16 protein-coding genes are annotated in these 15,546 nt (G+C 52.8%); 10 read left to right on the forward strand and 6 right to left on the reverse strand.

The window, feature by feature from the left end; genetic code table 11:
* Window positions 1-1,038, reverse strand: coding sequence for an AAA family ATPase (locus tag AC0VXT_RS02210; protein ID WP_101303023.1), 1,038 nt, complete (start codon window positions 1,036-1,038; stop codon window positions 1-3).
* A gap of 115 nt (window positions 1,039-1,153) precedes the next feature.
* On the opposite strand from AC0VXT_RS02210, the gene AC0VXT_RS02215 reads away from it, so the two are divergent.
* From AC0VXT_RS02215 to AC0VXT_RS02235, 5 genes are all read left to right on the forward strand, one after another.
* Window positions 1,154-1,732, forward strand: coding sequence for a DUF1285 domain-containing protein (locus AC0VXT_RS02215; protein WP_101303021.1), 579 nt, complete (start codon window positions 1,154-1,156; stop codon window positions 1,730-1,732).
* Window positions 1,732-2,376, forward strand: a complete 645-nt coding sequence (locus AC0VXT_RS02220) for a CoA pyrophosphatase (RefSeq protein ID WP_475547319.1) — start codon at window positions 1,732-1,734, stop codon at window positions 2,374-2,376. The genes AC0VXT_RS02215 and AC0VXT_RS02220 overlap by 1 nt, the downstream gene beginning before the upstream one ends.
* A 23-nt stretch (window positions 2,377-2,399) precedes the next feature.
* Window positions 2,400-2,687: a hypothetical protein gene (locus AC0VXT_RS02225; protein ID WP_475547320.1), complete on the forward strand. Its 288-nt coding sequence runs from the start codon at window positions 2,400-2,402 to the stop codon at window positions 2,685-2,687.
* 63 nt (window positions 2,688-2,750) lie between these two features.
* Window positions 2,751-4,064 (forward strand): CCA tRNA nucleotidyltransferase, encoded by a 1,314-nt coding sequence (locus AC0VXT_RS02230; protein WP_475547321.1) that lies wholly within the window; start codon window positions 2,751-2,753, stop codon window positions 4,062-4,064.
* A complete protein-coding gene (locus AC0VXT_RS02235) occupies window positions 4,064-4,714 on the forward strand; it encodes a GDSL-type esterase/lipase family protein (protein ID WP_475547322.1) in 651 nt (216 codons plus the stop codon). Before AC0VXT_RS02230 ends, AC0VXT_RS02235 begins: the two co-directional genes overlap by 1 nt.
* A 45-nt stretch (window positions 4,715-4,759) precedes the next feature.
* On the opposite strand, the gene AC0VXT_RS02240 is transcribed toward AC0VXT_RS02235, so the two are convergent.
* The 5 genes from AC0VXT_RS02240 to AC0VXT_RS02260 all read right to left on the reverse strand — a co-directional run bounded on the left by AC0VXT_RS02240 (window position 4,760) and on the right by AC0VXT_RS02260 (window position 10,286).
* Window positions 4,760-5,110: a hypothetical protein gene (locus AC0VXT_RS02240; protein WP_475547323.1), complete on the reverse strand. Its 351-nt coding sequence runs from the start codon at window positions 5,108-5,110 to the stop codon at window positions 4,760-4,762.
* Between the two features lie 163 nt (window positions 5,111-5,273).
* Window positions 5,274-7,094 carry an EAL domain-containing protein gene (locus tag AC0VXT_RS02245; protein ID WP_475547324.1) on the reverse strand — a complete coding sequence of 607 codons (1,821 nt, stop codon included), beginning with the start codon at window positions 7,092-7,094 and terminating at the stop codon, window positions 5,274-5,276.
* Between the two features lie 237 nt (window positions 7,095-7,331).
* On the reverse strand, window positions 7,332-8,285 hold the full coding sequence (locus AC0VXT_RS02250) for a site-specific tyrosine recombinase XerD (RefSeq protein ID WP_475547325.1): 954 nt from the start codon (window positions 8,283-8,285) through the stop codon (window positions 7,332-7,334).
* An 11-nt stretch (window positions 8,286-8,296) separates the two neighbouring features.
* On the reverse strand, window positions 8,297-9,571 hold the full coding sequence (locus tag AC0VXT_RS02255; RefSeq protein ID WP_475547326.1) for a hypothetical protein: 1,275 nt from the start codon (window positions 9,569-9,571) through the stop codon (window positions 8,297-8,299).
* A complete protein-coding gene (locus tag AC0VXT_RS02260) occupies window positions 9,528-10,286 on the reverse strand; it encodes a hypothetical protein (RefSeq protein WP_475547327.1) in 759 nt (252 codons plus the stop codon). The genes AC0VXT_RS02255 and AC0VXT_RS02260 overlap by 44 nt, the downstream gene beginning before the upstream one ends.
* Window positions 10,287-10,847: 561 nt before the next feature.
* Here AC0VXT_RS02260 and AC0VXT_RS02265 point away from each other — a divergent pair.
* The 5 genes from AC0VXT_RS02265 (at window position 10,848) to AC0VXT_RS02285 (ending at window position 15,480) form a co-directional block, all read left to right on the forward strand.
* Window positions 10,848-11,459, forward strand: coding sequence for a shikimate kinase (locus AC0VXT_RS02265; protein ID WP_101302973.1), 612 nt, complete (start codon window positions 10,848-10,850; stop codon window positions 11,457-11,459).
* 4 nt (window positions 11,460-11,463) lie between these two features.
* Complete coding sequence (aroB, locus tag AC0VXT_RS02270; RefSeq protein ID WP_475547328.1) at window positions 11,464-12,579, forward strand: 3-dehydroquinate synthase; 1,116 nt, start codon at window positions 11,464-11,466, stop codon at window positions 12,577-12,579.
* A 151-nt stretch (window positions 12,580-12,730) separates the two neighbouring features.
* Window positions 12,731-14,005, forward strand: coding sequence for an HlyC/CorC family transporter (locus AC0VXT_RS02275; RefSeq protein WP_475547329.1), 1,275 nt, complete (start codon window positions 12,731-12,733; stop codon window positions 14,003-14,005).
* Window positions 14,006-14,225: 220 nt separating this feature from the next.
* On the forward strand, window positions 14,226-14,675 hold the full coding sequence (locus AC0VXT_RS02280; RefSeq protein ID WP_475547330.1) for a CBS domain-containing protein: 450 nt from the start codon (window positions 14,226-14,228) through the stop codon (window positions 14,673-14,675).
* A 163-nt stretch (window positions 14,676-14,838) separates the two neighbouring features.
* Window positions 14,839-15,480 (forward strand): DUF2889 domain-containing protein, encoded by a 642-nt coding sequence (locus AC0VXT_RS02285; protein WP_475547331.1) that lies wholly within the window; start codon window positions 14,839-14,841, stop codon window positions 15,478-15,480.
* Window positions 15,481-15,546 lie beyond the last annotated feature (66 nt).

A 15,546-nucleotide genomic window follows, 5' to 3' on the forward strand; every position in this document is an offset into this window, starting at 1 on the left:
TTAGCTCTCCTGAAGGTGGGCGAGGGCATCTGTGATCAGGCTTTTTGCAGTATATCCTTCGGCACGCGCACCATAGGTCAGGCCAAACCGGTGGCGCAGAATGGGAACCGCCAGTTCAGAGACATCTTCAAGCGATGGCGCAAACCGGCCATGCAGCATCGCCCGTGCCCGGCAGGCTAGTGACAGCGATTGGGCGGCACGTGTGCCCGGACCCCATGCAACATTATCGCGGATATCGACCATTGATGTGCTTTCCGGACGGCATTCTCGGCACAATGCAATGATGATATCAAGCACGCGGTCGGGCATCGGCAGGCGGCGGACAAAATCCTGTGCCTCGGCCAGGTCATCGGCTTGAAGAACCTGTCTTGGCCGGGTGGGATAGCGCCCGGTGGTTTCGGTGACGATTTTGCGTTCTTCATCTGCATTGGGATAGGCCAGACGCACTTCAAGCAAAAACCGGTCAAGCTGTGCTTCTGGTAACGGATAAGTGCCTTCCTGTTCCAGTGGGTTCTGGGTTGCCAGAACATGGAACGGTTCAGGAAGTTTGTGACTATACCCCGCCACCGATACTTCGTGTTCCTGCATGGCTTGAAGCAGGGCCGACTGGGTTCGTGGGCTGGCACGGTTTATTTCATCAGCCAGAAGAAGCTGGCAAAACACCGGCCCCTTGATAAAGCGAAAGGCGCGTTTGCCATCCGTGCCTTCTTCAAGGACTTCGGAGCCAAGGATATCTGCAGGCATCAGGTCAGGGGTGAACTGAATGCGCTTGTCCAAAAGGCCCAGTACTTTGCCCAATGTATGGGCGAGTAACGATTTCCCAAGCCCCGGCGCACCAACCATCAAGACGTGGCCGCCAGATAAAATACCGATAAGTGTTTGCTCTACTGCCTCATTCTGCCCAAATATAATGGATGAAACCATTTTGCGGGCTTCGGCCAGTCGACCGACACATTCGTCCAAACGCGCGGCGTCGCGTTCAAGACTGCTATCTTGGGAAAACCCCATCTCTTCGGGGAAACGTGGCGCGTTTGTCATGGCGGGAGACTTTGCTTCCTCTGTTGCAGTGCAATCGCGGGCCAGATTAGGGAACGCAAAAGAATTCACATAATCACTACGGGAAAACATTTGGTTCCGGAGTTAACTGTACAGCATGAGCAATAACGAAAAAACCACCGATCTCGCCGAAAAACTTTGGTCGCGCCTGCGCGGGCAAAAGCCCGACACCGGACGGCATCCGCAGATTTGCGGCGATATCCCTATGTCTATAGGTCGGGATGGCACATGGTTCTATCAAGGTGGGCCCATTGGCCGAATTGAGTTAGTGAAACTTTTTTCTTCTGTTCTGCAACGTGATGAAGAAGGCGGTCATTGGCTTGTGACCCCTGCGGAAATGGCGCGTATTGACGTTGAAGACGTTGCATTCATAGCCGTTGAGATGGAAAACAAGGGCACTGGCCATGATCAGATCCTTCGATTCCGCACCAATATTGATCAATGGGTCGAACTGGACGGCGATCATGCGTTGCGGGTTGAACATGATCCTGAAACCGATGAACCATCGCCTTATATCGCGCTTGAACGCGGGCTTGAGGCGCGCCTGAACCGGGCGGTATTTTATCAACTTGTCGAATTGGCTGAGGAAATCATTGAACCTGACACCGGGATGACGAGTATAGGTGTATATAGTCACGGACAGTTTTTTGAGATTGGCCGTATGGAGACCGTTTAATGACGCCAGCTGAAATCATTGCCGCACTGAATGCCCCGCGCGGTGATGCCGTACAGCGCCGTGGTGATCACGCTGTCGATTATCCCGGATCAAAATCACGCGCGCGCGCCTTTGCTGACGGGGATTTGATTGCCCGCCCGGCGGCGGTTCTTGTTCCACTTGTCAAACGGTCCAATGGATTACATGTCATTTTAACCCGTCGGACGGATCATTTAAGTGATCATGCCGGACAAATCAGCTTTCCCGGCGGCAGGCAGGAAGAATTCGACGTCACCATCGAAGAAACGGCCTTGCGCGAAACCGAGGAAGAAATTGGTCTTAATCGGGGCCATATTGAACTGATTGGTCGCATTGATGATTATTATACCGTGACGGGCTATCAGGTGACCCCGGTGATCGGGCTTGTGACACCGCCGTTTGATCTGGTACCAGATGATCACGAGGTGGCCGAAGTATTTGAAGTCCCGTTGGAATTTATCCTCAATCCGGGCAACCAGAAACTGCAAACCGTGACCTTTGAAGGCACACGACGGCGATATTTTGCCATCCCGTACCGGGAATATTATATCTGGGGGGCGACCGCCGGGATGCTGGTTAATTTCAGCGAAGTCCTGCGAGCATCGCGCACCGAGATGCACATATAAATGACGTTCAGGGATAAAGCGTAATGCTAAGACAAATCATTCAGATTGGCCTGCCCCTGATACTGCCGTTTGTCATCTATGGCATCTGGTTGAAGCTGGCACGTGCCAAAGCCATCCGCGAAGGCCACGATATCGTGCCACCCTGGAGCAAAGGTCCGTGGCTGTTGCTGTTTGGTGCGGGTGTTGCGTTAACCGCAGCAATCCTTATTTACACGGCACTTGGGACTGGTGCGCCGCCTGATTCCATTTATCATGCGCCTTCATTGCGTGACGGTGTTGTCGAACCGGGCTATTTCGAACCCAAGAAATAACACCCCACGACATTTGAACTTAGGTCCTGACCCTAAATAACCGACGGACATCAAGACTGTGCGATGACAGGATTGGAAGCAACAGGCAGATTGCGGCCCTATGACATTATGGTCGCGGAAGATACGGCACGCGTGTTTGACGCCATCGAACAACACGGCGGGCGTGCCCGTTTTGTTGGCGGTGTTGTGCGCGATGCGTTGCTTGGACGTGATTTGCATGATGTTGATATCGCCTGTGATCTTGGTCCTGATCAAACCACATCCGCACTTGAAAAGATGGGCATCCGGGTAATCCCGACCGGGATCAAGCATGGTACAGTGACTGCAATCACCGATGCCGGTGCGTATGAAATTACCACGTTGCGGGTTGATGTCTTAAGCGATGGTCGTCATGCCGAAGTTACCTTTACCGACAACTGGTTTGAAGACGCCAAACGGCGCGACTTTACATTCAACGCGATTTATTGCGATCTGGACGGTACTCTTTATGACCCGTTTGATGGTCAAACCGATCTGGGCGATGGGCGTGTCAGGTTCATTGGCACAGCGGAAAATCGCATCGCCGAAGATTTTCTGCGCATTTTGCGGTTTTTCCGGTTTCAGGCGTGGTTTGGCCGCCCCCCGATTGACCCGGTTGGTGCCGAAGCCTGCCGCAAGGGCGCGCGTGGATTGCTTGATATTTCGCCTGAACGCATCCGCGATGAAATGTTAAAGCTTCTGCTGGCCAAAAGCCCGGCGGGCACGGTTGGCGAGATGATCGGATTTGATATTTTACCCGTGATCTTGCCGCAACTGGCCCAGACGGCGACCCTGCGCATCATGCAATGGCTTGATAGTACCGCATTGGCCGACCCAGCCATTCAACCCGATCCGCTTCGACGTTTGGCAGCACTGTTTAAGCCCACAGATGACAACGATGTTAGCGCTAACATCGCCGAAGAATTCGCCCGGTCCTTACGGTTATCAAACACCGAAACAGATCGGTTCAGTGCGATGATTTCGCATGCGCCGCTGATTGAATCCGACCTTGATGCCGATACCGTTCGGCGTGATTTGTATCGGATCGGGGCGGATCGTTTTCGGGATGCGGTTCTTTTGGCATGGAGCATGCGTGCTTCTGTCCCGCCGCGGTGTACCCAAGACGAAAACAAAGGCTGGCAAAACCTTATTGCAGCCGCCGCTGATTGGCAGCCAGTACACCTGCCAATTCAAGGTCGCGATATTCTGGCCGCCAAGCTTGCCCCGGCGGGTCCGAAAATTGGCATGCTGTTAAAGCAGGCCGAAGAATATTGGCTGGATCGTGGCTGTGAACCCGACAGCGCAGAATTGATCAAATACCTTGCCAGTCACCCTATGACGGACGAACAGGAAGCATAATGAGCAAAGCTACTACTGGACATCGCATTTGCTGTTTTGGTGACAGTTTGGTCAATGGTGTGCGTGATGGGGAAAAAGGCGGCTGGCCGATGCGATTGGGCCGCCGTTTGCTGGGCGAGGCAAAACGCGAAACCACCATTTATAATCTTGGCATTCGCGCTGAAACGACCGAGGGCCTGAAAGCACGTTGGAAGTTTGAAGCCGAACTGCGCATGGTGGCCGAATTTCCGTCGGTCTTGTTGTTCAGTTTTGGCGTTAATGATGCCAATCATGCCGAAGACCGGGGTGAGGAAACCACGATGCGGGTATCACCGGCCAAATCGGCGGGCAATGCTGCCGAGATCATTGGTGAAGCTAGTAAACTGGCGCCGACGCTTTGGATTGGGCCGCAGGCGGTGATTGATGGTGGTAAATCAAGTCAGGAAATCAATGAACGGCTTGAAGGGCTTAACCAGATTTATCTGGAAACCGCACGTGGATTTAATGTGCCCTATCTTGATCTGCTTGGCACGACGTTGACCGATGAAACCTGGCAGCGCGCATTGCGCCGTGGCGATGGCTATCATCCTGATAAGACCGGCTATGACCGTTTGGCTGATTTGATCTGGGATTGGAATGACTGGCAAAAGGCGGTTGGTCTGATCGACTGATCTTTGCAGTATTCAGCAGTGCAGCCGGGTGGCACTGCCTGAAAATCAGGCGTAGATATCGATATACTGACCACGGCCACTTGATGGGCTTGCACCAGCATTCGCTGTGCCGGACGGATCATATCCGGTGGCGCCAAATTGTTCGATATCGTTTTCAAGAACGATGTCACGTGCGTCATTGCTGACAAACTGTTGCTTTTGATTGCGGTCCTGTTCAAAGGCGCGCACTGCGCGTTCAATTTCTTCGTCCGATGTAACGGTAGCCTGATTGTTCTTATCGACAATCTGGTCTTGCTGTTGCTGATCCTGCTGGGGTTGCTGACGCGGTGCGATTGGCCGCGTTGGACGAACCGGAATGACTTGTTGCAGGTCGGATGAAGAAGAAACGCTGACCATCGACGTGAAATGCTCGTTTAAGGTGGTGTTATTTTGACGGGATATTAAACGCAGCGTAGATAAATAAAAGCATTATTTTACTGTTTTCAAAGCCGTATAGGCGTCTTCGATTTCGCGCGATATTCAATGAAAACTGACCAAACACCGATAAACCCGAACTGCTTTAGGCGGGGATATGCGCAATTTCATCGCTCGTGCCGGGCATTTCATAACAGGCACTGGCGAACCGCGTGGGGCTGCTTTTTGCCGTCGCTTTGAGTTTGGCGGCCGCGATTGAAATATGATCAAGGGTAATGTCGCTGCGTTCCGGGGGGATGCGCACCATTGCCGCACTGACACTCATCAGGTCAAACCGCGCTTCAATTCCGTCACGTCCCTTACCGGTCAGATAGCCAGCTTCGCGTGTTTCGGCGTCATAGAAGCTTTTGATCTGCTCATCGAACATGGATTGAACGCGTTTAACCGCGGCGACGGCTTCTTCGAAATCGACTGATTGAACATAGGCAAAGAAATCATCGCCGCCAATATGACCGACAAACCAGTCATTCTGGCTTAGCACCTTGCCAAGGATATCCTTGAATAACAGGATCGCCCGGTCGCCCTGACGGAACCCATAGCGGTCATTGAATGGTTTGAAATTGTCGAAATCAAAATAGACAGCAAAGCGACGTTTGCGCGTGTTCGACAGTGCATTTGCCGCATAACGATAAATCGCACTATTGCCTGGAAGGCGCGTGAGCGGGTTTTCATCACGTGCATTCAATGTGTTGCGTTCATTTACCGCATGCAAAAGCGCACTTTGGTCAAGCACGCCAAGGTATCGACCGTTCTCGGTGAGGATGACGCCGTCAATTGCGTTGGTGTTCACAAAGGTCTCAAGCAGTTCCGACAGGCTGGTTCGGATATCGGCAACCGGACAGCGGCGCAAAAACCGTTTGATATTGGTGCGGTTGGCCGGATTTTGCAGCAACTCGCGCCCAAACGGGGTGTAAATGAAAGATTTAAATTCAGAATCACGCACCACGCCAAGTGGTTCGCCATTCTGATTAACCACCGGCACCAGCGAAATATCCGGGTTGTGTTGAAAATAGGTCAGGATATCAACCGGGTTAATGTCGCTTGGCAGGGCCGGTGTATCGAGAAGGTAAGACCGAACAACATCGTCGTCACGTTCAGTTTGCCGACGGTTGTCGGCGGCAAGGTCAGCCGCGATCTTGATGGTGTCTGTTTGTTCGGGCAATTCTATTGACGGGTGGGCAAGGAAAAAGCCCTGCACAAGGTCGCAGCCAAGTCGGCGACAACATAGGAATTCTTCGCGTGTTTCGACACCTTCGGCGACGACTTGTGCGGCAATCATATGGGCAAATGCATTGATTTGCGTGACAAACAGTTCCTTGCGACGGTCGCGGTCGATGCCGTCGATAAAGAACCTGTCAATCTTGATGATATCAGGCTCGCACTCATAGATCGCGCGCAACTGGGCAAAGCCACTGCCGTAATCGTCGATGGCAATTTTAAAGCCCTGACTGCGATAGCGGACCAAAATGTCCTGAAGATATTGGGCGTTGCTGATGTCGTGGCGTTCAGAAATTTCCAGAAAGATCGTGTCGCGCTCAAGCCCGGCATCCGACAGCAATTTTGCGGTTTGTCCGGGTTGGTAATCTTCGGTCTTAATGACGCGATTATCAAAATTATAAAACAGTTTCAGGCGCGTGGCACCGGGGAGGCGGGCAAACTTTTTAATCGCCTTTTCACGCAGCATCATATCAACGCTGTGCAGATTGCCGGTTTCCCAAGCCGTATCAAACAGAGCCTGAATGGATGCGAACCCGGCACTATCCCAACACCTTAGCAACGCTTCATAGCCAAAAACATGCCCGGTGTGCGGGCTGACAATCGGCTGGAAGGCAAAGTCAACTTTGTCGACAACCTGTTGCCAATTTCTAAGCACCATAGGCTGGGCGGTGGGTCTGTTGGTTGTCACTGCGTTGTCTGCATTATGAGCCAATGCAGTTCCCCGATTTGCCAAAATGTTTTTCGTTCCCTAGTGAATAGGATCAAGACAGTTTTTGTTTGATTTGCTCTAGCTCAGGTTTGGCAACAACTTGATGACAGTACGGCTACTAATATATGACAACCGCAGAAAACGTGCATTTTTTCGTAAAATGATCGTCGTTTCCCTATACGGACGGAGTAGACAAATCTTGCGGGGCTGCGTGCGTTACTCGGTTTTGGTCATATGTGCCAGTGGATGATGTTCCTGCACCAGACCGTGCAACCGTGACTCGAGAACATGAGTATAAATTTGCGTGGTTGAAATATCCGAGTGGCCGAGCATTTTTTGCAAACTGCGCAAATCCGCCCCGTTGGCCAAAAGGTGGCTGGCAAAGGAATGACGCAAAACGTGCGGAGATACCCGTGACGGTGCCACACCCGCATCAACCGCCAGATCCTTGATCATGTTTAGGAACATTTGCCGGGTCAGATGTCCGGTTTTTCCCCGTGACGGGAAAAGGTATGAGGATTGCCCGGCGCGATTGGCATGGCCGTCGGATTTGTCTGCTGGAATAAAAGCATCGCGCACTGCAATGTAGTCGCGCAGGGCATCACGGGCTGGATCGGATAACGGCACCAGACGTTCCTTGTCGCCCTTACCATGGACAATCAACATTTGGGGATCGCGTGCCGCCGCCGCATAGGGCAGTTCGACCAGTTCGGAAACCCGCATGCCCGTGGCGTACATCAATTCGACCATCGCTAAAAGACGTTTGCCCTTAATCCCGGAATGATTGGATGCTGCCGTAATCAGGCGATCAATTTCATCGATCGTCAGGAACTTTGGCAAGGTCTGGCCTTGCCGGGGGCTGTCGATATTGGCCGATGGGTCTTCGTTGCGATACCCGTCGGAATACAGGAACTTGTGAAATTGCCGAACGGCTGAAAGTCGCCGTGCCTGTGTGCGCGGTGCAAGCCCGGCCGCACCGAGTTCGGCCATATAGCGCCGCATATCACCATCACGCGCCGCCACAGGATCAGATTTTCCTGCCTTTAACGATCCAACATAATCGTCAAGATCGCGGCGATAGGCATCAAGCGTATGTGGACTGGCCCCGCGTTCAGCCGCCATCATTTCAAGAAAGGCCGAAATCAACGCGCTTGCAGGTGCCTTTGTCATTGCACGTGCCGTTACCGATCAGACGCCAGAAGAAGCTCAACGGCCAAGTGCTGTGCATCTGCTTGAAGGCCAACCATGGTCAGGGCGGCAACCGTATCGGCAAGTGCCTTTGGATCGGCATTTGGCATGGCTGCAATCTGTTGTGCCTGAATGGCCATTGCGACGGTTTTTGCCTTTTGATTGCCGGTTGCGCCAGCGCGCAGGTAATGATTGACCGCACTGCTGATGGTTGTGCGTTCTTCGGCATAAGGTGCAATCAGCAAGCTGTTCCACGCACCTTCCGGAACCTCGATGCCAAATCCGTCATACAGGTTGAAAACCAGTTCGGCATTGCGTCTTGCCGCAGCCTGATCGGAACGGGCTGCTTGTATTTCCTGCCATTCGGTCATACGGGACCGATGATCGGTTAGGGCCTGCAGATCGACCGTTCGCGATGGTTGTGTCGGTGCGGGTGTCACCGCCCCCCCCAGACCAAAACGTGGCTGGTTGGTGGTCGCACCATTCATGACGTCCTGATTGACTTGAACGGCATCATCGTTTGGTTTTGGTGCGCCGGTGTCTTCGAGACCCGATATCGCGAGAACAGGGTAAAGCAGGCTCAGGCGTGACGAAATGTCATTGCCGGGATTTGCCGAAGACTTGGCAACCTGCAACCAGCTTGCCGCACGTTCGATGCTGTTAACCGCGATGGATGTCTTAAGGGCCGTGATTGCAAACCAAGAGAAATCACCATTTATCGGAATTTCTTCCACCAGTGGCGCACAAAGCCGCGCGGCCTGAAGGAAATCGCCTTCGATCTGGGCGGTTTCAAAAAGGGCTGCAAGTATTTCTGCACGTACGGCAGGCACATCGCTTTTTGCGGCAGCCTGATAAAGTTTGGCGTACTGACGCGCCTGAACGCCTTCGGCGGCATCATCTAGGGCATTTTCAAGATCGGCCGGATCGAAATTAACCGCGCTGTATATATCGCCAAGCTGTTGGGCACTAATCAGGCCAAGATTTTCGGCCTTGCGGGCGGCTTCAAGGCGTACATCGGTCGGGGTTGCAACCGCGTTGGTGAGGCCAATGATGGGCACCGCATTTCCGGTTTCAAGCTGACTTTCCGGGATGGATTGCTTGGCGATAGATAAAAGCGCGATATCAATCGGGCGTAAATCAGTCAGAAGATCTGCATCAACCGCGGTTCCACTGCGAATGGCCGCGACCAGGCCAAAGAATGTTGCGTCGCTTTCGCCGTCCATTTCACGGACAAGGTTGAACCGAAAATGCAGCAGACGTCGGATCATTGGCATGAAGCGCGCACATGGCGGCTGCTTTTAGCCAGAACATTTCATCGTAACTGGCACTGTAGCTTTCGATCGTGGCGCAGGCGTCATCGATGCGCCCTGCAATCAGAAGCGCGTTGACTTCGGCCTGTGCCAGCATGGCGCCACGCGATCCTTGCGGGGTTGCGCGGACCAGATCAATTGCGCCGTCAAGCGCACCCATGTTGATCAGTTTGGCAACGCGTGCCTCAAGCAGGCTGACCTTGGGCGTGTCTTGCGGTAGGGCGGCCACCGACAGTAACAGCCGTTGTTGTAAATCACGTGCGGTATGTGTGGCCGGGGTGGCGGGAAGTTCCGAAACCAGCTTGGCAGCTGATTTACGTGTCGTACCGTTCCACATATCAACACCAAGACCGCCCTGGGACGGATCAAGGGTGCCGACTGCTTCGGCATCAATAGCCTGAAGGGTCACGGACTGAACCGCATTTGGATCAGACGGGAAACTGTTAACAGACGTTGAACCCGACCCAAATCCACCGGGGTTTGACCCGGTTGTGCCATTGTTGGCAGGCATGTCGTTCCCGGGTTGAGTTACTGCGTCTTGCTGTGCTTCCTGTTTTAAAAACAAGGGCACAGGTCCTGAATTCTGGGCATTGGCGGTTCCCGGCGCAAGTCCGGTTCCCGTCATCATTGCCAGCAAACAGGTCTGCAGTAACAGGCGGGAACGCAATGTCATCTTAATTGAACCTCGAATTCGGGATGGTTTCTTCGATTTGGCTGGTTGGGGCCGGAATATCCCAGGTGACCAGGAAAACGGCGCCGCCGACGATTACAGCAAGGACCAGCAACAGAATAATACGCGATAAGATCTTCATTTTTATCCAGACTTCGATGCGTTTGTGCGAATGACGCGTCTACCAGTATGCTGACGAAGCAGAAAGATGCAAGATACGCAAACAGCGATATACCCAATCGGGCAAGATCCCGCTTGAGACTGTTTGGCTTTGCCTCATCCGTGCCGTGATACAGGTTTATGTTCAACGGGCTGGATGACATTCTATTTCGGCAACTTCAAGGCAGTATAGGTGTCGGTTCCTCACAGAGCGTTAACAGCAAAGTCGCAAGGAACAATTGTCTGATCCGCATTCATAATCGCGGCATATAACGTGCGAGAACAATTTTACGCGGTAAATTGTCGTAAAGAGCGTGCGGTTCGCTTGCGTTCGAGGCTAAGCTGGCCTAAAGAATTAGGTAAATTTTGTTGAAACCGGATGAACTACAGGACTGCAAACCGAACATGGAGAGCAACATTGCCGAGTCGGGTTTGCACGAAGACGTGATTGCCAAAATCCGCCGGGGACTTAAGGGTTACCCTTTGGTTTTTATTGGCCTTATGGGTGCAGGAAAAAGCTGTATTGGCCGTATGGTCGCCAAGGAACTGAACCTGGATTTTGTCGATGCCGACCGCGAAATAGAAGAGGCCGCTGGCTGCTCGATTGCTGATATCTTCAAGCTGTATGGCGAAGAAGCATTTCGCGACGGCGAAGAGCGTGTGATTGCCCGCTTGCTCGAAGGTGAACAGCTTGTGCTGGCCACTGGCGGCGGGGCTTTTATTCGTGAACGCACTCGAAAACTCATTCTCGAAAAATCTGTATCAGTGTGGCTGCGTGCCGATCTTGAATTGCTGTTGCAACGGACAAGTGGACGGACACATCGTCCGTTGTTGAACCGGGGCAATCCGCGTAAGATTCTCGCAGATTTCATTGAGACCCGTTACCCGATTTATGCCGGGGCCGACATCATCTTTGATTGTGATGAATCGTCCAAAGAAGAAACCTGTGACGCAGTTCTTGAACTGATGGCCAAGTCCTTTGACGATGACGGCAATTTGATCAGAACAGGAAGCTAACACAGTGAGCAATCACGACACTCTTCGCGTTGAACTTGGCGCGCGCAGCTATGACATCCTTGTGGGTAGCAACCTTTTGGCCGATACCGCCAAATACATCGCCCCCTTCGTGCGTAAAGCCGGGGTTGTCGTCATCAGTGATACGGTTGTTGCCGACAAACATCTGCCCACGGTTCTGGTGTCCCTTGATGGTGCAAACATCGCGCACCGCGAAGTTGTCGTGCCGTCGGGTGAAAAGTCCAAAAGTTTTGCCACGTTCGCAGATGTCGTCGAACAGATACTGGCGATGGGAATTGAACGGTCGACCGTGATCATGGCATTGGGCGGTGGGGTTGTTGGCGATCTGGCCGGATATGTGGCGGCGTCATTGCTGCGCGGGCTTGATTTCGTACAAATCCCAACGACGCTTTTGTCGCAGGTCGATAGTTCGGTCGGCGGGAAAACCGGTATTAATTCCAAATCGGGCAAGAACCTTGTCGGTGCGTTCCATCAACCACGTCTTGTTCTGGCCGATACCGCCGTTCTCGACACATTGTCGCCACGTGAAATGCGCGCTGGCTATGCCGAGGTTGCCAAATACGGCCTGATTGATGATCCGGACTTCTTTGCGTGGCTTGAAGAAAACGGGCAGGCGGTTATCGATACCGACGGGCCTGAGCGCCGTCAGGCTGTGATTAAAAGCTGTGCGGCAAAGGCCCGCATCGTGTCTGAAGACGAACGCGAAGGCGGCAAACGCGCCTTGCTTAACCTTGGTCATACATTCGGTCATGCGTTTGAAGCCGAAACGGGTTATGGGCAGAAACTTCTGCACGGCGAAGCGGTTGCCATGGGCATGGTGATTGCCCATGACGTGTGTGGTGCCATGGGTATGGCACCCGCAGGTGAAAAAGACCGCATTGTCGCGCATTTGAAATCGGTCGGTTTGCCGGTATGGGCATCGGAAGTTTCGGGCATGCACTGGGATATCGACAAGGTCATCAGTCATATGTCGCGTGACAAAAAGGTCCGCGACGGCGAGATCACGTTTGTCATGACACGTGGTATTGGCAAGGCGTTTACGTCCAAGGCGATGGATGTGGATAAAATGCGCGCGGCCATTACCCGGTCATGTCGCGGCTGAGCATCGTGCGATCCATATTAATCTGATTGTTTATGTCTGGTCGTTTTTAGCGGCCGGACTTGTGAAGTCGTTGACGTAGCGACAATTGACCTTACAAGTGATTTACGGACAAAGTTGTCCGGTTGCGATCACTCTTTGGAGACGGCCCTGAATGACAATCACGATTGTCGTGATTTTTTTCCTGCTGATGTTGTCGGCATTTTTCTCTGGCTCGGAAACCGCGCTTACGGCAGCGTCGCGTCCGGTCATGCACCACAAGGAACAGGATGGCGACCTCAGAGCCGCGACGGTTAACAGGCTGCGCCAGTATCAGGAACGTTTGCTTGGGGCGATTTTGCTGGGCAACAATATGGTCAACATTCTGGCCTCTGCCCTTGCGACTTCGGTGATGATTGAACTGTTTGGTGAAAACGGTGTTGTTTACGCCACCATCGCCATGACCGCACTTGTTCTGGTATTTTCGGAAATTCTGCCAAAAACCTATGCGCTTCAGCATGCCGATACCATGGCGCTGCGTGTGGCCCGCCCGATGAGCATTCTGGTGGTTGTTTTTGCACCCATCACGCAAAGCATTCAGGTGATTGTTCAGGCAACCTTGCGGCTGTTTGGCAGCGGCGAAGGCCCGGGCATGGACAGCGAACGCGAATTGCGCGGTGCGATTGAACTGCACGCCGATGACGTTGTTGTCGGTGACCATCATGCTGAACGCACGATGTTGCATGGTGTGCTTGATCTTGAAGACGTTGGCGTATGGGAAATCATGGTGCATCGCCGCAAGGTGCAGATGATCGACATTACCCGCCCTATGGACGAAATCCTTGATACGGTTCTGGCCAGTCCGCACACCCGTATCCCGATTTATGAGGAAGACCCCGATAACATCGTTGGCGTTCTGCATGCCCGTGAAGTGTTAAAGGCGGTCGTGCGCGGCGCCAAACCGGCTACGGCAAAAGAAGTCCGTGAACTGAGTTCCGAGGCGTGGTTCATCCCCAATTCAACGACCCTTGCCGATCAGCTCAAGGCGTTTAAGGAACGTCACGAGCATTTCGCAATTGTTGTCGATGAATACGGTGCGTTTGAAGGTGTGGTTTCACTCGAAGATATCCTTGAGGAAATCGTGGGTGATATCGCCGATGAGACCGATGTTGAAGTGATTGGTGTACAGCCGCAAACCGACGGATCGGTCATTGTGCGCGGTGACGTGACCATTCGGGACCTCAATCGTCGTTTCGCATGGCGTCTGCCCGACGAAGAGGCTGCAACGGTCGCAGGATTGTTGCTTTACGAAACCCGGCGCATTCCCGATGTTGGTCAGCAGTTCCGTTTCCACGGATTTGAATTCGAAGTCCTGCGCCGAATTCGCAATCAGGTCACCCGAATCCGCATGCGTGAAGTGACCGACCTTACCACCGACGACCGCGAATAGGCGGTCGTTCTCTGCCGGTGGTGTTGCCGTGCTTTGATTTCCCATTTTGGCGTAAACAGTTTTAAGTTTTTCGACTTATGGGTTAAAATCAGGTTTGAGCTCTTGACCCAAAAGATCGCAGGACCATTTTAAAATAAGGTCCACTGCGTTTCATCGCGCAGCACCAGATGATCTGATCGGGTTTGGACATGTGGCAACAGCAATCCGCAGAGAGAGAAGCATGGATACGAAAATCGTACCAGGCGTGGTCAAGGAACAATCCATCGCGACCCTTAACCCAGCCGATTCCGTGATGGATGCCGTCAACATGATGTCGGAACGAAAAATCGGCGCGGTTATCATTGTCGATAACACGGCAAAGCTCGCCGGTATTTTCACCGAACGCGACCTTGTGAACCGTGTTGTTGCAAAAGGTGAAGATCCTGCCACCACACCACTTTCGAAAGTCATGACGGCAAATCCCGATACGTTGGCGCCAAATGATACCGCGATGAATGCGCTAGAACTTATGAGCGCACGTCGTTATCGCCACCTGCCGGTTGTCGACGGGGATGTGGTGATTGGCATGGTTTCGATCCGTGATCTGTTTAACGTGGTGAAAGCCCAGCTCGAAGAAGACGTTCGCGAACGCGAAAAGTTCATCTTTGGGTCGGATTACGGCGTGGCATAGACGCCTTAACACGCTTATTTAACTCAATTTTTTATCTCCATTCTTTCGCAATGACGGGGCATGGGTCCCTTCATGGCGTAGAATGATTGGGCATATCAGGACTTTGCTACTTGACATCACATGGGTGAAGGACTTTACGTTTACGTAAAGGAGAGATAATTCTATGCCATTATCCAGCCCCGCCGCCCGCGAGCATATTCACACCCGTACTGTGACCTGTCAGGGTTTTCGCCGCACAGATGGTTTGTGGGATATCGAAGGCCATATCACCGATACCAAAACATACGGATTTGCCAACAACGACCGCGGCGAAATCCCGCCCGGTGTGCCGGTTCATGAAATGTGGCTGCGGGTGACAGTTGGTGATGATCTTGTCATTCGTACGGTCGAAGCCGTCACTGATTATGCGCCGTTCAATGCATGTGATGCGATTACACCGGCATATGAAAATCTGGTTGGGCTGAAACTTGGTCCGGGTCTTAGAAAGCAGATCAGAGACCGGGTTGGCGGCATTCACGGATGCACGCATCTGACCGAATTGATGGGGCCCGTGGCGACCACGGCCTTTCAGACAATCTTTCCGATCCTTTCGCGTGAGGCCGAGGAAAAACGTCTGGCGGAACTGGCGGCGGGTGAAGGTCCCGATCCCGCCAGTGATGCCACGCCAAAGAAACGAAAAATGCCGCTGATTAATACCTGTCATGGCTGGCGTAGTGATGGTGCTGCGGTTAAGCGTATAGCACCAAGTTTCTATACCGGTGATGAACCCATCGACGAAGATGACGACAACCTGCGGGAGCTCTGAAAACAAAACCGGCATTGTCTTGCAAGTCCCTTGCAGATTTCCAATATCATTAAGGTCACAACCACA

It is taken from the genome of Thalassospira sp. Z349TD_5 (assembly GCF_056173045.1).